Below are 17,595 nucleotides of genomic sequence, written 5' to 3' on the forward strand. Positions count from 1 at the left end.
ATGCAGCTGGGATTATCTTCGAGGACACATTCGAACGTTCTCGTTCTCCCAGCAGTCGCCGTTCCTGCTCAATTTCCCGAGATCGGTGTGCGCATGAACCGAGTTTGCGGTTTCGTTCCAATAACCGATGGCGTTATCGGCATCCTCCATCATCAAGAGTGCGAAGAAGCCGTTGGCCGTCATCTGCATAGCAGCTCCGTCCGATCGGTAGGGCAACCACGAGCATGGTCCGTCGATCACTTTCTGGCCCCTGATTTCCAGTAGGCACGATCGTTCGCGCTTGTTAGCCGGCTGCGCGTCATTTTGCGAGCCTTCAGCGCTGGAAGCGGGCTTTGGTTTGGCGACACACTCGGAAAATGCCACGAGCGCCTGCTGCGCCCCCTGAAGTGGGACGACGAGGCGTTTTTCACCCAGCTTGGCGATCCTTAATTCATTGCCGACAGCGACATCGGCGACAAGCGCTGCCGACACCTCTTCGAAGCCGTACCAGCCAAAATAGGCGTCCTCATCTCCATCGAGAATATGAGGTGCCTTGTTGTCGACTGTCCACGTCGTCGTTGTTTGACCACTAAACGTTCCCGCTACGTAACCATCAACGTCCCCGCCGGGGCGAGCCATGAAGCCGACCTTTACGTCGCCGGCCTCCGTTTCGGCGAAGCAGATATTCGATCCCTCTTCCTCCACGCTCTCGAAGCGCCATTCCGTCCACGCTTTCACCCGAGCAGAAGCTGACGCCGCCGAGTTTTCGTCGGAGGTGGCTGGCGTGGGCGTCGAATCCGAGGCGCCCGATTGATCGAACGGTGATGTCTTGCCTTCGCGCTTCCCGCCATCTCGTGAATAGTAGTCTGATGCTTTGCTTCGAAGGCTGGCAATGCACTTGTCGAGCGCGGACTTGACCTCGTATGTTTCCAGCCGTCCCATCGGCGGGATAAACCACTCGGGTTCGCTGCCAGCAAATTTGACGCGCATGCTGATTCCTGCGCGCCGTGAGTCGAGCATGTAGCCCAACGCGACATTGAGCGCGAAGTTGTTCTTCTCACCGATAACTTTCGGATCGATCGAGCCGGTCAGATAGTTGACGCTGCCCGCACTCAGTTCAAAACCTAAAGTACCTCCGACGGTTACTAAATCGACCTTTGTTTTCTTGCCGACCGGCAGTTCCCAATTCTCCGAATAGACCTGCAGCCAAGGCTCGATGTAATCGTGGCTGGTCAGCACATAGACGAAGTTTAACCCCCGCTGCGACCAAGCCCGCGTGCCGAACTGGCAGTGCGGCTTCGCCCCGTCCTCGGTATCTTCGCTTACAGGGAGGTGTTGCGTTACGCCCCAGACGTCGCCCGCAAAATACGATATCTCCTCGGCTCTAAGCGAGGCTGGGGCTGCGAGTATTGCCAGACCCATTACAAATCGGATTGCCGCCTTATGCATTGCTTTGCGCCGCCTTCGCCTTGCGAGCGTTACGCCAACTGAAGAACGAGCCTGCTGCAAGAATAAGCGCGACCACCGCCCATACCGCCATGTCGTTGAAGTTACCGCTGCTGGCCGCTGCGAAACCGAGCAGGCCGGCGAGCGCCAGAATGACCATCGCGACGGCAGGCAGTCCGAACGCGAATGCGCCTCCGAAGAAGTAAAGCAGGCCGACCAGAATACCGACTGAGCCCGCGTCGCTCGTCGCCTTATCTCCCAGCATATGAGATGCGGTGCCGACTGTGCACGACTGCAGCAGCACCAGCAGCCCCAAGAAGATTGAAATAATTCCGATTGCGATTTTCATGTGCCCCGTCTCCGTCGCTCGGCATTCAGTTCAGTTGGTAGAGAGCGGGTGCCGAGCAAACGGCCAGCTCCTTCTTTTTGCTCGGACGACAACTGTCCGTTGTGTGAAATATGGGACTATCAGTCCGTCGATTGTCAAGCATGCGTTGTGGCCTTTTGCACGGCTATGGATGCTCGCGAACTCATCGGCTGGAACCTCCGAAAGCTGCGCGTCGAGCGCGGCCTGTCGCAGGAACGGCTTGCGCTTGAGGCAGCGATCGACCGCTCCTATGTCGGCCGTATCGAACGGGGCGAAGAGAATGTGACGGTTTCCGTATTGGAGGCGTTGTCGCGGGCCTTGAATGTGAAGGTAGGCGTTTTCTTTCAAGAAGCTGGGCCTGACGAACCCCGCCCCGCGCCCATGCGGGCAGGAAGAAAGCCGGGCAAGGCCTGACAAAAAAAGAAGCCGCGAACGAGGCGCGGCTTGCAATCGGCGACATGTCGTTGAACGGAAGGTTCAATACTCGTCCTCCCTCATGATCGTCAGGACGCGTGTGGTTACCGTGGCATCGGCGGGGGCAGTCGACTGGTAATGGAGATCGTTGTCGTAGTAGTCGATCTTAAAGAAGTAGCCCTGACCATTCAGGATCACCCGACCAAAGTCATGCTCGCCGTAGGGGTCGTTTGCAGGGTCAAACTGGTCGAACTGCTGGACCGCATGCAGCAGCTCGGCTCGCAGGCCTTCTTCGAGGGCTTGCACGCTGTTGGTGAGCATAACGCGCCCGCCGCTGTAGGTCCGCCGCAGCCTGTCGTTGAGATCGCGAATGCGGCAGTCTTTCGTTGACGATGGGTTTGCCCCGTCGGCCCCGCTTTGGTTCCCAATATCGCTTGTACGAAGCATTGGCAGTGTGATGATGGAAATCATGATCGCCTTACGCCCTGACATATTGGGGATGCAGCAGGGCGATATCGGTGACGACACGGGTGAAGCTCGGCAACTCCGGCCAGTCTTGCCAGCGAAGGCGAAAACGGTCGTCGGTTGCCTCGACGATGACGGCTTCAAACCAACCCTCCTCGGCCGACTCACGGGCCAGCACGAGGTCGCCAACCAAAAGCTTCGACCAGTCCTCCGGCTGCCGGGCCGGCACTTCGCCCTTGCTCACCTTGGCATAATCCTCGCCAGCGGCGTTGGCTGCGGCGGCTTCAACGCGAGCGGTGGCGGCGGTCAGGTAGTCGTCATCAAGATACGTCGCGAGCTGATCGTAGACCGATCGCTTGACGAAAGGCACGAACGCCTTGCCACTGTCGAACAGCTTTCCACGCGGCAGGCTCTTCGCGATCACTGCAAGCCCTTCATTGCTGACGCCGATCAGCGCCATGTCCATCAGGTCGGCGGCAACCGCAGCGGCATCACCATCGCCTTCCGCGAACCACGACGCATGCGGTTTGCCCTGATCGTCCAAACCAACCATGATCCACTTAGCGTCGGGGCCCTGCGCAGCAGCGGCATCGGCTATGCAATTGTTGTCAGTTGTTGGTGAAGGGCTAGTGCCCAGAATCGAAACGCGTGGCAGCGTGATCGTCGAACGCGGCGTTGAAGGCGAGGTCGAAGGCATTTGCATAGGGTAGCTCCTGAAACGCAAAAGAGCGCCGAATTGGCGCTCATGTTGATCAGTTTCACGTCTGCTGAATAGGTTCATTTGACCGCATCGCCGACGATGAAAACGAAGGCATTATACAAGAAATATCAATCTTGTCAATTAGTTAGCTTTTCCGTCTTCCCAAATCTGGGTGTTGGTTGCGGTCGTGGTGACGAAAGTGACAGGCTGGTAAATTAAGGTATTTACCCCACCTATCGTTCATACCCATCGGTTGGGCTTATCCAGCACTTTCGTCACCACCACCACCACCACCACCAATGGCTAGAGGGGGCGGATGCTAAGGTTGAGAAACGTCATCCCCCTGTTTCGTTTCACGGCCTTGTAGCCAAGTGAGGTGATGTTCCGCTCGAAGCTTGAACGTTGCTGCGCCATGGTAATTCCCTGCTGTTGACACCACGTTCCGTAGCGGACGTAGAGATCTGCCACGAGGCAACTGCCTGACCCTTTAAGGCACTCTTCGTCTACGAAAGCCGGAACCGGGTTCGCCTCTTGCAAAAACCGCTCGGAGGCTGCCTTTACCGCATCAGGAATTTTGAACTTCCATCCACGCTGTACAACCCGATGATAGCCTCGTAGCGCGTGATTTAGGATGCCCGGAAGTTCTTGAGCCCTGATACGGTCAAACAGCGTGCTGTCGATTTCCTTCGGTTTGAACTGACGGGTGAAGGGTATGACATGAAGCCGTCGTTGTAGTCCCTGACTAAGGTCGGTAATCGAGGGAGGATTGTTGCAGAGCATCAACGGCACCGCCCGATTTTCGAACGAGTAGTGACCGCTGAATTTTCGCTCGGCAGTTAGGACCTTCTTCTCGCTGATACGCTTTAAATCGCCGTCTGGAAGACGAGTGCCGGTCTGAACGTCGTCATCGAGGAACAGCAGGCGCCCAAACAAGCTGTTCACTGAAAACTGGTTTCTTGTCAGATCCCGTACACGCATCGCCGCAACTGCATGGTGTCCCAGAAGATCGGCCAACAAGCCAGCCAAGGCGGATTTGCCGTTGCTCCCGACACCTTTCCAGATCAAAATCAGCGCAACAGGCCGTTCTGACTGTAGTATGTAGCCGATCAGCTCGTGCATGTAGGAAATGATCTCGGCGTGCTCTCCGGGGAAAATCTCCTTCATAGCCCGATCGAAGAGCGGACAAGTAGCGTTTGGATCGTATTCGATATCCAGAAAATGACGGAGATAAGATTCGGCATTGTGAGCGCTTAGTTTCGTCGCTCCATATGAAGCAAGCCATAGTTCGCCATTGCGAAGATTCAATGCGGCTGCCGGAGGGGCGGTAAATCGCAAAGGGTCGCCATCGCGCATGACCTTGGCTTTTAGGATATCGACTACCTGATTAATCACAGTAGTTGTAGCCATCCCAGGACGCTGAGGGTTTTGCTGGACCACCTTCAACGTCTTCTGCTTAAGGCTGTCGACGTTTTCAATGATCCACTTTTTCCCGTCATAGCTCCAAAACAGGCCATCATCCAAACGCATGAGGTGTTTGCCACCGTCGAAATACGCTTGCAGGACCGCGTCAGCGTATGCCTCGCCTGGATCAGCATCTCGGTCCACGGGCGAATAAGTCAGGGCACTGTTGACGGTTTTCCCGACCTCATCGTCGTCCAATGGGCTTGAGAAGGCCTTATTAAAGATGTGAGCCAAGGCCAAAAGATCATCTCCGACGATGCCCTTGCGCACCAACCCGCCCAGATGGCTGATCAAGGCGTTGTTGCGGCCCCCCTCTTTGACAAGCGGGGAGGTGGAAGCTGAGTTCTCCTTAAGCTGGACCACTGACGCGAGACGTTCACGAAGCCATGAGGAGTCTGCTACGGATACCTTGTCAGGACTGTAACCATCACGATACTTATACCGCGTCCCGTTTTCATGCACACTTCCGGGGCCGACTACGTAGCCGCCATCGCCGCGGACATCGAGACCTTTACCGAGTTTGCCCACGGAGTTGCGGAGCAAGTTGTTTCCCCCAAAATAATAGTGTTTGCCACGCCCCGTTTCCACGGTAACGGTCGGCAAAAACCCTTCATGCGCTTTCTTCAGCGCCTTCAACGAGACGCGCCCTTCCTTTCCGTCGACGTCGAGGACGATGATTCCCGAAGCGGAACCTGTTGCTATGCCGTAGTTTGCGTCAGGATGTTCGCGGAAGAACTTCTTCAGCTCCTTCTTTTTCTTAATATATTTCCGAGAGCTATAGCCACTGAAGGGCACCTTTGAACGCGGTTGAAGTGGCACGATAGCCGCACCCTTCGAACGCCAATGTTCAGCCCCCCTATATGCTGCGTTCAGTGCGATGTCGGGTATGTTGGGCGTTGATGTAGCAGCGCTTTTCTTTTCCATTGGGTTCCTGCCTGTCACTCGCGCATGAAGAGGCGATCGAAGGCGAGCTCCGCATGAAACGAGCGAGTTGTTGGTTGGGGGAAAGCCGCGGGCATTCAACCCGCGGCGATTACGCGCATTCTTATTTTACGGTGTGTTTTTCAATCAAATCTCGGATGGATTCGACGGGCCACATGACCTTGCCCCGTTGAAATAATCCATTTTGAAGTAAGCTCTGGCCCATTGAGAGGACCAGGGAATGAAGCGCAACCGTTTCACAGACGAACAGATCATCGTCATTTTGAAGGAGCACGAGGCTGGCACGCCCGTCTCGGAGCTTTGCCGCAAGCACGGCGTCAGCGATGCCAGCATCTATAAATGGAAGGCCAAATTCGGCGGCATGGACGTATCCGAAGCCAAGCGGCTGAAGACGCTGGAAGACGAGAACACGAAGCTGAAACGGCTCCTGGCAGATGCGATGCTCGACAATGCGGCCTTGAAAGACCTTTTGGGAAAGAAGTGGTGACGCCCGCAGCAAGGCGGAAAGCTGTCGCTCATCTGATGGATCACCACCAGATGAGCGAACGGCGGGCGTGTAAAGCCATCGGCTTTTGCCGGATGATGATCCGTTACGAAACCAGGCGCAGCGATGACCATGACCTTCGCGAGCGGATGAAGGCGCTGGCGCATGAACGCCGCCGCTTTGGATATCGACGCCTTCATGTGCTGCTCAGGCGTGAGGGTCACCTTGTGAACCACAAGCGGCTCTTCCGGCTCTATCGGGAAGAGAAGCTGACGGTGCGCAAGCGCGGCGGTCGGAAACGAGCGATAGGCACACGAGCACCGATGCTGATCCCGCTTGCCGCCAATGATCGCTGGTCACTGGACTTCGTGTCGGATCAACTCACCGATGGCCGCAGGTTCCGGATTCTGACGGTCGTCGACGATTGCACCAGGGAATGCCTGGCTCTCGTCGCCGACACGTCGCTCTCCGGCCTGCGGGTCGCCCGTGAGCTGGATCGGATCATCGAGGGACGAGGCAAGCCGAAGATGATCGTCAGCGACAATGGCAGTGAGTTCACCAGTAACGCGATCCTGCAATGGACGGATCGGAGCAAGGTGGATTGGCACTACATCGCGCCGGGCAAGCCGATCCAGAACGCCTTCATCGAAAGCTTCAATGGGCGGCTGCGCGACGAGCTCTTGAATGAGACGCTCTTCTCGTCACTGGCCCATGCTCGATCGGCGCTTTCAAACTGGCGCAGCGATTACAACGATCATCGACCACACTCTGGACTCGGCTGGATGACACCTGCCGAGTTCGCTCAGACAATCAACCCGCGACGTGATGCGGTGCTGCGCAGCCGGAATGGCTCCGCACCGCAACCCGCCGCTACCGCCCCCAATACAGCAACCCAAAACCGCTGGAGCAAACTCAAAACTGGATAAAACTTGGGGGCAAGGTCACACACGCTCGTTCTTGGGCCTAATTTTTGAGGAGGCGGAAACCGCCCCTCTCGGATGCCTTTCCACCAGCTAGATTTGCTGATGGGTATAGGTCCAGTTGGCCCAATGATGGATTTCAGGCGAACGAAGCCTGTTTCCGGGAGTTTATTGCTCAACTTGCACCTCACTTTCGGAGCTAACGGGAGCATGCTGCACTCCTTTGATCTGCAACGCACGCCGTTCCTTGTCCGAAATCAAGAGTTAGGTAGCTGGCTAATTACTTTTCCGGCAGAGCTTGGATAATGCTCGCGAGCTTACTCAGAGGTAGTTCGGGGTCTATGGCTTGAAAGAATATCTGTAGAAGTCGCGGACCTGTGGCTATAAATTCGCGAGCTTTCCCCGTACCAAGATTTACTTTGGACCGCTCAAATGCGATGCCCAAGATGCGCTCATAAGAACCTATGAAATCAATTACCCCGCCTCGAATGTAAAGTGCAGACATGGCGCCCGGTTGTACGCGCTTGCCCGCTACGGCCGTGCACTCACATCTTAGTTCCTTCAATAACTCTAGCAAGGTCTCGCGCCGATCGGTTGCGATTGAACTATTTCTCGACGCAAGATTTACGCGGCAAAGTTCCTCAATCTGTGGAATGAGTGCATCCACGTGGTTGATAATCTGTTTCGCGGACTTCTTCTGACCAGATGCAGCAAAAGTCCGCGCTCTTATTTTGCCGGCAAGATATTCATTGCTCACCGCGCGGAGTTCATTCCTGATCGCGTCGATTGCGGCATCAGAGAGAACGTGCGCGAAAGCTTTCGTGGCAGTAAGGTGCCTTTCTACGATCGGCCATGCACTGTCGAAGATTGCGTTCGTCGCCTCGTCACCAAAGCCGAGCCCCCCATAAGGCGGAATTGGAAATGGATCGAGGTAGATAGTCACTCTTCTCGGACTCCGTCGTGTGTTTCCCTGCAAAGGCAAAACTTCTCCCAGCTAGTCATCATTTCTCTTCGCTTTTCGAGCAGGTCGCCCCGACGATAAGCTGCTTCCACTTTGTTTTCGATAGTATGTGCCAGCGCCATTTCAGCAATTTCCCGGGCGAAATTTGTTTCCTCCGCAGACCAATCGCGGAATGACGAGCGGAAACCGTGCGCCGTTACTGGAACCTCCATCCGCTTCAGGATTTCCAGGAAAACCATGTTGGATAGAGGCTTCTCCTCGGACCTTCCCGGGAAAATGAATTGGCTATTGCCGGATATCGTAGCTGCTTCTTCGAGGATTTCAGCAAGCCGATCGGTTATCGGCACTCTGTGTTCTCGCTTTGCCTTCATTCGGTCAGCGGGGATGATCCACAGCTTACCTTTTGCGTCGATCTCCATTTTCTTGGCCAGTAGAGCTTCGCTGGTCCGTGTCGCCGTCAGGATCAGGAATTCAAAGGCGAGCTTGGCGATCAAACTGCTGTTAGTCACACGCAGGGCTTTGATAAAAGCCGGAACGTCGGCAAATGGCATGGCTGCGTGATGGCGGCTGCGCTCCACCTGCTTCGGTAGGCCGCGTGTCACCCCCTCGACCGGGTTGTCGCCGGTTCTATAGCCAGATGCTTTGGCCCAATCGAAGACAGTGGTAAGCCGCTGTCTGACACGTCGAGCCGTTTCTGGTTTGGCCAACCAGATGGGCGACAGCACCCGCAAGATGTCGGGCGTGTCGATGCGGTCGAGCCTCAAGTCGCCAATGAGGGGCACGGCGTATTGGGTGAGAGTGTTAATCCATTGATCCGCGTGCTTGGCGTTCTTCCAAGCCACCTTGTGTTCCTCGTGGACCGTTTCAGCTGCGACCCTGAAGCTTGGCATGACGCGCCGTGCTTCCCTTTTTGCGGCAAGCGGGTCGCCGCCTGCTCGGGCCAGTTTGCGGTATTCCAGCGCTTTCTCTCTCGCCTCGGCAAGCGACACCAAGGAAGTCCCGCCCAAGCCGATGTCTGTGCGCTTGCCGTTTACGAGGATGCGCAGTAGCCACCTTTTTGCCCCGGACTGATCGACAACGAGGTACAACCCGTTGCCGTCGCCGTACTTCCCCGGAGCGGTCAGTTGTTTGATCTTGAGCGCCGACAGCACTTTCTCGCGATGTTGGCCTTTAGCCTTCGGCATAACTATTACCCCACAATTCAGCCAACATCATAAGCTGCATTGCAATGGACATCAATGGACGTCATTGAGTAAATCAAAAAACTATGTCATTGAATTTACATAGTTAAATCAACGTAGCTGCACGATCTTGTCCTTTAACTAGGCGGCCTCTCTGTCCGCCATTTCCCCCTTGTTCTGCTTCCATTACCAATGCGCATTAAGCGCTACCCTTGTCCTGTCTACTGGCGGGTATTGATTTGAAGCGCCGTGACAAAGTCGTTTGGTGCGCAAAGTCGCGTCCCTTCCTCCTCCTGCTGAACAGCGCACTTGTTATTGAGATAAGTCCGTGCTTATGTGTTTGGCATGATCGAGAACGAGATATTCCGAGCCCTGGCTGACCCCACGCGCCGCGCCATCTTCGAGAAGCTTGCTGATGGAAGCATGAATGCCAGCGCTTTGCGGGAAGGTATGGACATAAGCCAGCCGGCCATGTCCCAGCACATTTCGGTGTTGCGGAGTGCCGGGTTGGTGAAGGAGCAGCGGCAAGGTCGGTTCGTAAACTACGAAGTCGACCCGGACGGGCTGGCCCAAATTGCGCAGTGGCTCGCGAAATACCGTGCCTACTGGCCGGCACGCATCGAAGCTCTGAAGATCTTGCTGAAGGATATGGACCAATGAACCGCGAAATCAGCGCCCCGGACGATAACAGCCTTGAGCTGGAATACGAACTCGACGAGGCGCCGCAGAAGGTCTGGCGCGCAATCAGCATCCCGGCGTTTCGCGAGAACTGGCTACCGAAAGAGGCATTGGCCGACCCCGATGGCGCCGTCGTCGTGCCTGGAGAAGAGGTCTGCTACAGGCTGCGCGAAACCGAAGCTCCGTTTCTCGAAAGTACGGTCACATTCCGGATCGCCCCGATTGGTTCGGGCGGCACCCGGCTGCGGATCGTCCACGAACTGCCGAATGTTCGCGGCGGTCGCGTGACCAGGACGGCCGCGAACAGCAACGATACTCTCATGCTCGCCGCCTAGACCGGCGAGCTTCCCCTCAATCTCTGGATAAATGGAGTTCGCCGATGCGCGAAGCGATGCAACTCGTCCCTATGGTCGTCGAGCAGTCGAACGGTGGAGAGCGGTCGTTCGACATCTATTCCCGCCTGCTGCGCGAGCGAATCATCTTTCTCAACGGTGAGGTGAACGACACGGTCTCTGCGCTGGTCTGCGCCCAGATGCTTCTTCTCGAAGCGGAAAACCCGAAGAAGCCCATCCATCTCTATATCAATTCGCCGGGTGGCGTGGTGACCAGCGGTTTCGCCATGTACGACACCATGCGCTACATCCGGGCACCGGTGCATACACTGTGCATGGGGACCGCACGGTCGATGGGTTCGTTTCTGCTGATGGCCGGCACGCCGGGCCAACGGGCCGCCTTGCCCAATGCCAGCATCCTCGTGCACCAGCCATCGGGCGGTTTTCAGGGCCAGGCGTCCGACATGCAGATCCATGCCGAGGAGATCCTTCGCACCAAGCAGCGCATGACGCGCCTCTATGCGGAACATTGCGGACGGACCTACGAGGAGTTCGAACGCGCTATGGACCGGGACCGTTTCATGACCGCAGAAGAAGCATTGGAATGGGGCCTGATCGACACCATCCTGAAGGTTCGCGACGACGGCGAGCCGGCGGCCTCCAGCGGCTTTGCCCTCTAACGGTCTGTCACTGTTCGGCGGGCTACCGGCCGATAACGGATGGTCCGCTGCCGAGCCCCTCGAAGGCGCCCCCCTGCCAAGGGAGTATCCCCGACGTCCGCCTGGCGCTAAGAAATCTTCGCCCGCGCGATCCGTTTCGCCTCTCCGCTTCGTCTTTGGTGCATCCGCAACGAAGGAGAAGCACCATGACCACTGCACCCGTCACTCTCGTCAACGTTCTGAAGGTCGAACCCGGCAAGCAGGAGCAGTTGATCGCGCTGTTGAAGCGCAACATCGACACCGTCATCCGCACGCTCGGCGGCTGGCGGACGAGCCGGCTGATTGCTGCCAGGGATGGCACCAGCGTCATCATCTATTCGGAATGGGAGACGCCCGCGGCCGTCGAAGCGATGCGCGCCGATGTCAGGATGAAGGCCTATTTCCCACAGATCCTCGAACTGGCGAGCCTCGAATCGGTCATCGGTGAGGTGGTCCTCAGCGATCACAGCTGATGTCGAACGGCTGTGCGTTGCCGGAGCCGGTTTCGATCGGTCAGGCAGCGGACATTTTCTTCAGTCCACGCTATCGTCCGAACCGGCCCCTGGAGATATCCCGATGGAACTCGATGTCATGAATACGGAAGACTTCGAGGATCGCTTGAGGGATCTCCGGCCGCGGCTGCACCGCTATTGCGCGCGCATGACCGGCTCGGCCGTGGATGGTGAGGACGTGCTGCAGGACACGCTGATCAAGGCCGTGCAGGCGCGGGCGGATGGCGTGGTGGTGGACAATCTCGAAGGCTGGCTGCTGCGCATCGCCCACAACACCAGTCTGGATTTTCTGCGCCGGCGGTCCAGGCACAAGATCGTCCCCCTGCTCGATGACATGGAAGATGCGCCGCTGCCCGAGGCGGACATCGTTGCGATCGGCTTTCAAACTTTCCTGCAACTGCCGGAACTTCAACGCTGCGCGGTGATCCTGAAGGATGTGCTTGGTCATTCGATCGAGGAAATCGCCGCTATCGCCGAGTGTACGCCGGCGGCGGCCAAATCGGCGCTGCAGCGCGCCAGGGTGGCGCTCAGGTTCCTGACCGAACGCCCGGAGGATATGCGGCTGCCGCTGATGTCCGACGCGAACCGGCACAAATTGGCAAGTTTCGTGCGCTTCTTTCAGGGCGGCGACTTCGATGCCATCCGCGCCATGCTGGCCGACGATGTAAAACTTGAGCTGGTCAACAGGCTGAAGCTGGAGGGTCGCGAGGGCATCAGCCGCTATTTCACCGGCTATGCGCAGGAGACAAAGTGGCGTTTCGCGCTCGGCGCAATCGAAGGGCGGCCGGCCATGCTGGTTTTCGACAGTGCCGGCCCCATGGAAAAACCGGCGCATTTCGTCGTTCTCGATTGGCGTCGGGACGAGATCGCCGCGATCCGCGATTTTCTCTTCGCCCCCTATGTGCTTGAAACCGTTGATTGGGTTCGCCTGGCTTGAACTGCGAGAGAGCGGCTCTTTGCCGATCGAGGGTCCGTTCTCCGTCAAATGTTGACGGTTCCGCGCTATTCTTGGACTTTCGCTGGTATCGGCAGCCGTTGGGTTTCGGCAGGTTTCCCTGGCCGGTGTGGCACCGGCTTCGAGCATCGCGGGGGACCGGTTGCGTTCTGGGGAGAGGCAGCATGAGTTTGGCGAGCGACGCGCGCTTCTGGGACCGGACGTCGCGGCGATACGCCAAGGGAACGATCGCGGACCCGGCCGCCTATGAACACACGCTCGACCGCACCCGCGCCTTGCTTCTGCCCGATGACCGCGTGCTCGAACTCGGTTGCGGCACGGGAACGACGGCGTTTCGGCTGGCGGGCGATGTGCGCGACTACCTTGCAACCGATTTTTCGACCGAGATGATCGCCATTGCCCGGGAGAGGTACGCCGTCGACCTGGTTCCGAACCTCGCCTTTCGCAGCGCGACGGCCGAAACGCTTGCGGCCGAACGTGGGCAGTTCGATGCGGTGCTGGGCTTCAACTACCTGCATCTCGTGCGCGATCTGCCCGCCACGCTCGACAACATCCATACCCTGCTTGCCTCCAGGGGAGTGTTCATCTCCAAGACGCCCTGCGTCGGCGACATGAACCCGCTCGTCCAGCTCCTGCTCTTGCCGGCGATGCGGGCCGTCGGACTGGCGCCCTATGCGGCAACTTTCAGCGCAGCAGAACTCAGCCGGCACATCGTCGCCGCCGGCTTCGAGCTTCTGTCGGCGGAAAATCACGCATCGGCGAGCAACGACAACCGCCCCTACATCGTCGCCCGGAAGCGCTGAGGTGTTAGACCAGAGCAGCCGCGCTGCCCTGGTCTCGACGCGTTCCAGACACGCGCTGCCGCGAGGGCTGAGTGGTCTTGCCGAGCCGCCGGTTGTTGACGTTCAACGCCTGCGCGACAGGATCGATACCAGCGCCAGGCCGCCGATCACGGAGACGTGCTCCAGCGCGACGGTCATGTCGCGGAAGGTCTCTTCGCCTTCCTTCAGCCAGAAAGGATGGGCGATCGGGATCGTCAGCACCGTGAAGACGGCGAGCGCCCCGGCGGCAAGCCAGACCCAACGGTTGAGGATGATCAGCAGAGAGGCGCCGATCTGCAGGATTAACGTCATCGAATTGAACAGCCATCCCGGCGTCAGGCCGAAGCCTTCCATGATCGCGACGTTGGCGTTGAAGTCGAAGAGCTTGGCAAGGCCGCTCGACCAGAAGACGAGCGTTAGCAGCACGCGGGCGAGAATGCCGAAGGCGCGCGAATCGAGAATGCTTGCGATAGGGCCTGACATGGATCATCCCTGCCTTGCGGTGAGAAAGGCGACCCTGCGCGCGCTCGCGATCGCCGTTGTCTGTGCGATGGCGGCCAGGCCAGCGAGCCAGCAGGCGGCGCTCGATGCTGCGCCGCCGCCGGGCTCGGCGATGCCCGCAGATGCCGTTCCAGTCCCGGGATTGTCAGTCCTTATCTGGTTTTCCAATGCCACGTCGGCCCCCATTTCCGATTGAACCGACGGGGTTTGTAGAAGCTCAACCAGGCTTGAGGTCAAGAAAACGGCCATGTGACAAATTGGCTGGCGCTGGCGGCGGTCGGGCGACGAATAGTTAGCTCTTGCGCTAAGTATTGACGTGTGATACTTAGCCTTATGGAACAGTATTCAGACCGATTGGACGTGATCTTTCAGGCGCTCGCCGATCCCACCCGCCGTGCGGTGCTTGCGCGGCTCGGCGGCGGTCCGGCGAGCATCAGCGATCTCGCCAGACCCTTCGACATGGCCCTGCCGTCCTTCATGAAGCACATCCACTACCTTGAAGGCAGTGGGCTCATCCGCACGCACAAGGAGGGCAGGGTCCGCACCTGCGCCATCGAGAAGGCGCAGTTCGCCGCGGTAGAGAGCTGGCTTTCGGCGCAGCGCGCGCTCTGGGAAGGCCGCGCCGACCGGCTGGAAAAATTCGTCACTGAACACGAGGAGGAATGACCATGATCCGCTCTCCCGATCCTGAACTCGACCTGACGATGGCGCGCATCATCAAGGCGCCGCGCGCGACGGTCTGGCGCGCCTGGAGCGATCCCTCTCGGCTTGAGCAATGGTGGGTTCCTGAGCCGGCAAGATGCAAGGTGATCGACATGGATCTCAGGCCCGGCGGCAGTTTCGTGACGCGGATCAGCGAAGGCGGCGGCGCATTCCTGCCGCATATCGACGCCTGTTTCCTCGCGGTCGACGAACTCTCGCGCATCGTCTTCACCGACACGCTCGTTGCCGGTTGGCGGCCGGCGGAAAACGCCTTCATGACGGCGATCATCACCCTCAGCGACCATCCAGCCGGCACCGAATACGCTGCCCATGTAATGCATCGGAGCGGCGCGGGCCGGAAGATGCACGAGGAGATGGGTTTTCACGACGGCTGGGGAACGGTTGCCGGGCAACTGGCCCGGTTCGTCGAGCAAACTCACTGAGGAGACGATCCCATGCGCAATATCGTGCTGCAGATGATGACGACACTGAATGGCCGCCTCGACGATCCGCTTGCCTGGATGGGGACGGTGGTCGACGAACAATACCGGGCGATCGACCGTCTCTACGCCGGCTACGACACGGTTCTGGTCGGCCGCACCACCTATGAGGAGATGGTCGGCTACTGGCCGGGCGCGCTGAAGGACGAGGCGGGCGGCGAGACCAATCGGGTGATGGCAGGGCGTATGCACGACTATCGCAAGATCGTGTTCTCCCGCACCGAAGATCAGGCGATCAGCCGCTGGCACAATGCCGAGCGGGCGGTGGTTCCTGATGATGCGGCGCTCTCGCGCTACCTGACCGACCTGAAGGCTGAGCCCGGCCGGGATATCCATCTGTCCGGCGGCGCGAGCCTGGCGCAGACGGTGATCGGCCTCGGCCTCGTCGATCGCTACCACTTCTTCGTCTACCCGGTCGTATCGCCGGGCGAACCATGGTTCGCCCGGCTTCGCGACAAGAACGAGCTGCAGCTGATCGGCAGCGAGCACTACGACAACGGCGTCGTTGGGCTCCACTACGCGACGGTACGCGACGCAAAGTCGGCGCGACCGAAAAGCTTCTCGGAGCTCATTGCCTAAGAGCAATTCCAGGAAAAGTGCGAAGCGGTTTTCCGTCCGGAATTGCGCCAGCCAAGCGAGGGATTCCCAGGAAAAGTGCGAAGCGGTTTTCCGTCCGGAATTGCGCGGCTTTTGGGATCACTCCCCGGCTTGCAGGGTGGTGAACAGCCGGTCGTAGGTCGGCGCCAGAAGGCGTAGGCTTGCGGCCGCCTCGGCATCCCTGCGCAGGACCAGCGGATACTGCAGCGCGCCGATCAGCCGTGCCTGTTCGCCGGCGATGGCGGCGGATTTGGCAAGGCCTGCCCGCGCCAGGCAGGACGCCGCATCGCCGGCGCGGCGGGCACCGACACGAACGGCGAAGTGCACGAGGTGAGCCCGCAGGTTCTTGTCGCAATGGTCTTCGATCAGAGCGGCGAGCGCTTCGGCTGCGTCGGCATTGCCAAGGCTGCCCGTCGGCACCAGCCGGTCCGTGGTCATCGAGAGCCAGTGGATCGCGGCCGGCACCGAGGCGCGGATTGCCTCGACCTCGCTCACGTCGGCGACACGAGAGAATCCCCATCGCATGGTGTAGGGGTCGCCGTAGCTCAGCGTCTCGGCGCCCCAGGCCGTCATGAAATCGTGGAGCGGCAGGGAGGCGTAGGGATATCCTTGCGGGTCGTGCATCAGCACGCGCGTCTCGTCGATCGCGAGGACCACGACGTAGTGATCGGCCTCGATCGGTCCCGTCATGCCGGGCTGGTGCCTCAGATGCCCCATCTCCACCGGGCCGACCCAGACGGGACCATCCTTCAGTGCCGAGCGCAGGCGGGAAAGCGCGTCCTCGGGCTCGCCGCCGCTGCTGACCTGCGACGTCCAGCCGAGCGCCTTCAGCGCGCCGTCGAACCCGGCCTCCGGATCCCAGCCGTAGGGGTCGAAGAACGGCAGGGTACCGCCGACGATCTGCATGCCGAAGGGGCTACCGGTGGCAAGCTCAATGGTCGAGGTCGAGGGCGCGGCTTCGCCGAACATCATTGCAAATGAGTTGGCGTAGCAATAGGGGCCGGAGCCCACATAGGAAAAGTGCTGCATCGGTTGGTCCTTGAGTGATTGGAGCGTGCGGGGATTGGGTTAGCGCACGATGGGGTAGGCGACATCGAAGCGGGTACCGCCGCTGCCGGGATAGATTTCGTAAGGGCTGCCGAAGCAGCTGAGATCGTCGCTTTGCTCGAACCAGGCTTCGATCGCGTCATAGACGCGGAGCACGGCCGGAAAGGTTTCGAACGGTTCGGCCACGGCCAGGAACGCTTCGCGTCCCGCCGGCTGAAGGCGGATGCGCAGATCACCAGTGGGTTCGAGGCTGCCGTCATAGCCGATCGCCACCTCGACGAGACCCTTGCCGTCGTGATTGACCGGCTCGTGGAAATGCAGCGTCATCTGCCCATCGTCGCTCTTGCCCGATTGCGCAAGATAGCCGCGGATCTCCGCTTCGGCGCTTTCGGTGAAGGCCTCGAGCGCATCCACCGTCACATGGTGCTGGCGATAGACGATTTTCGAAGGCGCGACGTCGCGCACGGCAACGGCCCTGACCAGCGGATCGTCGCCGCCGCTCGATTGCCGGATGATTGCCTCCACCAGCTCGCGCTGATCCTCGAGTCGTTTGCTCTGCACCTCCAGCCAGGCGCGCAGCTCCGTGAGGCGAACGTCGGGCTGAAGATCTATCAGCCGTGCGATCCGGGCGATCGGCAGGCCCAGCTGCCGCAGCCGGGCAATCAGCCTGGCGCGGCTTGCCTGCGTGGCGGCGTAATAGCGGTAACCGGTCGCGGGATCGACACGGGCAGGCACCAGCAGGCCCTGCTCGGCATAGAGCCTGAGTGCTTTCGGCGACAATCGTGTGGCGGCGCCGAAGCGGCCTGCGAGGAAGTAGGAATCGGTCATGAAGGTAGTCTGGGGCCAGCCCCAGGGGCGAGGTCAAGGGGCATGCTGCCGCCTTTCCTGTCGAAGACCTCCCGGAGCAGGCGACCGCTCCGGGAGGGGCAAGG

21 protein-coding genes are annotated in these 17,595 nt (G+C 59.2%); 11 read left to right on the top strand and 10 right to left on the bottom strand.

Translation table 11 applies throughout. From position 1 onward, the window contains the following. Positions 1–12: 12 nt before the first annotated feature. Together AC3WVQ_RS19105 and AC3WVQ_RS19110 are read right to left on the bottom strand one after the other, a co-directional pair. A complete protein-coding gene (locus tag AC3WVQ_RS19105; RefSeq protein ID WP_492382903.1) occupies positions 13–1,428 on the bottom strand; it encodes a hypothetical protein in 1,416 nt (471 codons plus the stop codon). After that, the gene (locus AC3WVQ_RS19110; RefSeq protein WP_492382904.1) at positions 1,421–1,774 is read right to left on the bottom strand and encodes a hypothetical protein; all 354 of its coding nucleotides are present in this window, start codon (positions 1,772–1,774) and stop codon (positions 1,421–1,423) included. The genes AC3WVQ_RS19105 and AC3WVQ_RS19110 overlap by 8 nt, the downstream gene beginning before the upstream one ends. 165 nt (positions 1,775–1,939) lie before the next feature. Between AC3WVQ_RS19110 and AC3WVQ_RS19115 the strand changes: the two genes are divergently transcribed. Further along, on the top strand, positions 1,940–2,206 hold the full coding sequence (locus AC3WVQ_RS19115) for a helix-turn-helix domain-containing protein (protein WP_492382929.1): 267 nt from the start codon (positions 1,940–1,942) through the stop codon (positions 2,204–2,206). A gap of 63 nt (positions 2,207–2,269) precedes the next feature. On the opposite strand, the gene AC3WVQ_RS19120 is transcribed toward AC3WVQ_RS19115, so the two are convergent. The 3 genes from AC3WVQ_RS19120 to AC3WVQ_RS19130 all read right to left on the bottom strand — a co-directional run bounded on the left by AC3WVQ_RS19120 (position 2,270) and on the right by AC3WVQ_RS19130 (position 5,756). Beyond that, positions 2,270–2,677: a DUF3768 domain-containing protein gene (locus AC3WVQ_RS19120; RefSeq protein WP_492382905.1), complete on the bottom strand. Its 408-nt coding sequence runs from the start codon at positions 2,675–2,677 to the stop codon at positions 2,270–2,272. A gap of 7 nt (positions 2,678–2,684) precedes the next feature. Continuing rightward, positions 2,685–3,374: a hypothetical protein gene (locus AC3WVQ_RS19125; protein ID WP_492382906.1), complete on the bottom strand. Its 690-nt coding sequence runs from the start codon at positions 3,372–3,374 to the stop codon at positions 2,685–2,687. A gap of 300 nt (positions 3,375–3,674) precedes the next feature. After that, complete coding sequence (locus AC3WVQ_RS19130; protein ID WP_492382907.1) at positions 3,675–5,756, bottom strand: phage/plasmid primase, P4 family; 2,082 nt, start codon at positions 5,754–5,756, stop codon at positions 3,675–3,677. 238 nt (positions 5,757–5,994) lie between these two features. Between AC3WVQ_RS19130 and AC3WVQ_RS19135 the strand changes: the two genes are divergently transcribed. Further along, positions 5,995–7,184, top strand: a protein-coding gene (locus AC3WVQ_RS19135; protein WP_112773475.1) for an IS3 family transposase whose coding sequence is annotated in 2 segments (ribosomal slippage) — positions 5,995–6,244 and positions 6,244–7,184 — 1,191 coding nt in all. Because the reading frame shifts where the segments join, the coding sequence is not laid out codon by codon here. A 274-nt stretch (positions 7,185–7,458) separates the two neighbouring features. Here AC3WVQ_RS19135 and AC3WVQ_RS19140 read toward each other — a convergent pair. Together AC3WVQ_RS19140 and AC3WVQ_RS19145 are read right to left on the bottom strand one after the other, a co-directional pair. Beyond that, positions 7,459–8,121, bottom strand: a complete 663-nt coding sequence (locus tag AC3WVQ_RS19140) for a hypothetical protein (RefSeq protein ID WP_492382908.1) — start codon at positions 8,119–8,121, stop codon at positions 7,459–7,461. Continuing rightward, positions 8,118–9,323, bottom strand: coding sequence for a tyrosine-type recombinase/integrase (locus tag AC3WVQ_RS19145; protein ID WP_492382909.1), 1,206 nt, complete (start codon positions 9,321–9,323; stop codon positions 8,118–8,120). The genes AC3WVQ_RS19140 and AC3WVQ_RS19145 overlap by 4 nt, the downstream gene beginning before the upstream one ends. A 342-nt stretch (positions 9,324–9,665) precedes the next feature. On the opposite strand from AC3WVQ_RS19145, the gene AC3WVQ_RS19150 reads away from it, so the two are divergent. The 6 genes from AC3WVQ_RS19150 (at position 9,666) to AC3WVQ_RS19175 (ending at position 13,298) form a co-directional block, all read left to right on the top strand. Continuing rightward, complete coding sequence (locus tag AC3WVQ_RS19150; RefSeq protein ID WP_034804822.1) at positions 9,666–9,980, top strand: ArsR/SmtB family transcription factor; 315 nt, start codon at positions 9,666–9,668, stop codon at positions 9,978–9,980. Then, on the top strand, positions 9,977–10,333 hold the full coding sequence (locus AC3WVQ_RS19155) for an SRPBCC family protein (protein ID WP_090296171.1): 357 nt from the start codon (positions 9,977–9,979) through the stop codon (positions 10,331–10,333). Before AC3WVQ_RS19150 ends, AC3WVQ_RS19155 begins: the two co-directional genes overlap by 4 nt. Before the next feature lie 44 nt (positions 10,334–10,377). Next, a complete protein-coding gene (locus tag AC3WVQ_RS19160; protein WP_034804815.1) occupies positions 10,378–11,010 on the top strand; it encodes an ATP-dependent Clp protease proteolytic subunit in 633 nt (210 codons plus the stop codon). 185 nt (positions 11,011–11,195) lie between these two features. Next, complete coding sequence (locus AC3WVQ_RS19165; RefSeq protein WP_060580552.1) at positions 11,196–11,501, top strand: putative quinol monooxygenase; 306 nt, start codon at positions 11,196–11,198, stop codon at positions 11,499–11,501. Positions 11,502–11,619: 118 nt separating this feature from the next. After that, positions 11,620–12,477 carry a sigma-70 family RNA polymerase sigma factor gene (locus tag AC3WVQ_RS19170; protein ID WP_492382930.1) on the top strand — a complete coding sequence of 286 codons (858 nt, stop codon included), beginning with the start codon at positions 11,620–11,622 and terminating at the stop codon, positions 12,475–12,477. Between the two features lie 182 nt (positions 12,478–12,659). Continuing rightward, a complete protein-coding gene (locus tag AC3WVQ_RS19175; protein ID WP_110818574.1) occupies positions 12,660–13,298 on the top strand; it encodes a class I SAM-dependent methyltransferase in 639 nt (212 codons plus the stop codon). A 102-nt stretch (positions 13,299–13,400) separates the two neighbouring features. Here the strand turns inward: AC3WVQ_RS19175 and AC3WVQ_RS19180 are convergent, their stop codons facing one another. Then, positions 13,401–13,799, bottom strand: coding sequence for a DoxX family protein (locus tag AC3WVQ_RS19180; protein WP_110818573.1), 399 nt, complete (start codon positions 13,797–13,799; stop codon positions 13,401–13,403). A 351-nt stretch (positions 13,800–14,150) separates the two neighbouring features. On the opposite strand from AC3WVQ_RS19180, the gene AC3WVQ_RS19185 reads away from it, so the two are divergent. The 3 genes from AC3WVQ_RS19185 to AC3WVQ_RS19195 are packed head-to-tail and all read left to right on the top strand — an operon-like array spanning position 14,151 to position 15,598. Continuing rightward, positions 14,151–14,483, top strand: coding sequence for an ArsR/SmtB family transcription factor (locus AC3WVQ_RS19185; protein WP_090296182.1), 333 nt, complete (start codon positions 14,151–14,153; stop codon positions 14,481–14,483). A 2-nt stretch (positions 14,484–14,485) separates the two neighbouring features. After that, on the top strand, positions 14,486–14,962 hold the full coding sequence (locus AC3WVQ_RS19190) for an SRPBCC family protein (RefSeq protein WP_090296408.1): 477 nt from the start codon (positions 14,486–14,488) through the stop codon (positions 14,960–14,962). 12 nt (positions 14,963–14,974) lie between these two features. Next, positions 14,975–15,598 (top strand): dihydrofolate reductase family protein, encoded by a 624-nt coding sequence (locus tag AC3WVQ_RS19195; RefSeq protein WP_090296185.1) that lies wholly within the window; start codon positions 14,975–14,977, stop codon positions 15,596–15,598. Between the two features lie 117 nt (positions 15,599–15,715). Here AC3WVQ_RS19195 and AC3WVQ_RS19200 read toward each other — a convergent pair whose 3' ends face one another. Together AC3WVQ_RS19200 and AC3WVQ_RS19205 are read right to left on the bottom strand one after the other, a co-directional pair. Beyond that, entirely contained in the window at positions 15,716–16,645 is a 930-nt protein-coding gene (locus tag AC3WVQ_RS19200) for a YobF C-terminal domain-containing protein (protein ID WP_060519497.1), read from the bottom strand. Between the two features lie 39 nt (positions 16,646–16,684). Further along, positions 16,685–17,491: a MerR family transcriptional regulator gene (locus AC3WVQ_RS19205; RefSeq protein WP_090296191.1), complete on the bottom strand. Its 807-nt coding sequence runs from the start codon at positions 17,489–17,491 to the stop codon at positions 16,685–16,687. Positions 17,492–17,595 lie beyond the last annotated feature (104 nt).

The organism is Ensifer sp. EB106-05-01-XG146, assembly GCF_058791875.1.

What these genes read in the sequence shown, in the direction of transcription:
- AC3WVQ_RS19130 (WP_492382907.1), bottom strand. Translation starts at nt 5,756, where the DNA reads ATGGAAAAGAAAAGCGCTGCTACATCAACGCCCAACATACCCGACATC.
- AC3WVQ_RS19105 (WP_492382903.1), bottom strand. Translation starts at nt 1,428, where the DNA reads ATGCATAAGGCGGCAATCCGATTTGTAATGGGTCTGGCAATACTCGCA.
- AC3WVQ_RS19160 (WP_034804815.1), top strand. Translation starts at nt 10,378, where the DNA reads ATGCGCGAAGCGATGCAACTCGTCCCTATGGTCGTCGAGCAGTCGAAC.
- AC3WVQ_RS19145 (WP_492382909.1), bottom strand. Translation starts at nt 9,323, where the DNA reads ATGCCGAAGGCTAAAGGCCAACATCGCGAGAAAGTGCTGTCGGCGCTC.
- AC3WVQ_RS19110 (WP_492382904.1), bottom strand. Translation starts at nt 1,774, where the DNA reads ATGAAAATCGCAATCGGAATTATTTCAATCTTCTTGGGGCTGCTGGTG.
- AC3WVQ_RS19170 (WP_492382930.1), top strand. Translation starts at nt 11,620, where the DNA reads ATGAATACGGAAGACTTCGAGGATCGCTTGAGGGATCTCCGGCCGCGG.
- AC3WVQ_RS19150 (WP_034804822.1), top strand. Translation starts at nt 9,666, where the DNA reads ATGATCGAGAACGAGATATTCCGAGCCCTGGCTGACCCCACGCGCCGC.
- AC3WVQ_RS19185 (WP_090296182.1), top strand. Translation starts at nt 14,151, where the DNA reads ATGGAACAGTATTCAGACCGATTGGACGTGATCTTTCAGGCGCTCGCC.
- AC3WVQ_RS19190 (WP_090296408.1), top strand. Translation starts at nt 14,486, where the DNA reads ATGATCCGCTCTCCCGATCCTGAACTCGACCTGACGATGGCGCGCATC.
- AC3WVQ_RS19125 (WP_492382906.1), bottom strand. Translation starts at nt 3,374, where the DNA reads ATGCAAATGCCTTCGACCTCGCCTTCAACGCCGCGTTCGACGATCACG.
- AC3WVQ_RS19205 (WP_090296191.1), bottom strand. Translation starts at nt 17,491, where the DNA reads ATGACCGATTCCTACTTCCTCGCAGGCCGCTTCGGCGCCGCCACACGA.
- AC3WVQ_RS19195 (WP_090296185.1), top strand. Translation starts at nt 14,975, where the DNA reads ATGCGCAATATCGTGCTGCAGATGATGACGACACTGAATGGCCGCCTC.
- AC3WVQ_RS19120 (WP_492382905.1), bottom strand. Translation starts at nt 2,677, where the DNA reads ATGATTTCCATCATCACACTGCCAATGCTTCGTACAAGCGATATTGGG.
- AC3WVQ_RS19175 (WP_110818574.1), top strand. Translation starts at nt 12,660, where the DNA reads ATGAGTTTGGCGAGCGACGCGCGCTTCTGGGACCGGACGTCGCGGCGA.
- AC3WVQ_RS19115 (WP_492382929.1), top strand. Translation starts at nt 1,940, where the DNA reads ATGGATGCTCGCGAACTCATCGGCTGGAACCTCCGAAAGCTGCGCGTC.
- AC3WVQ_RS19165 (WP_060580552.1), top strand. Translation starts at nt 11,196, where the DNA reads ATGACCACTGCACCCGTCACTCTCGTCAACGTTCTGAAGGTCGAACCC.
- AC3WVQ_RS19200 (WP_060519497.1), bottom strand. Translation starts at nt 16,645, where the DNA reads ATGCAGCACTTTTCCTATGTGGGCTCCGGCCCCTATTGCTACGCCAAC.
- AC3WVQ_RS19155 (WP_090296171.1), top strand. Translation starts at nt 9,977, where the DNA reads ATGAACCGCGAAATCAGCGCCCCGGACGATAACAGCCTTGAGCTGGAA.
- AC3WVQ_RS19180 (WP_110818573.1), bottom strand. Translation starts at nt 13,799, where the DNA reads ATGTCAGGCCCTATCGCAAGCATTCTCGATTCGCGCGCCTTCGGCATT.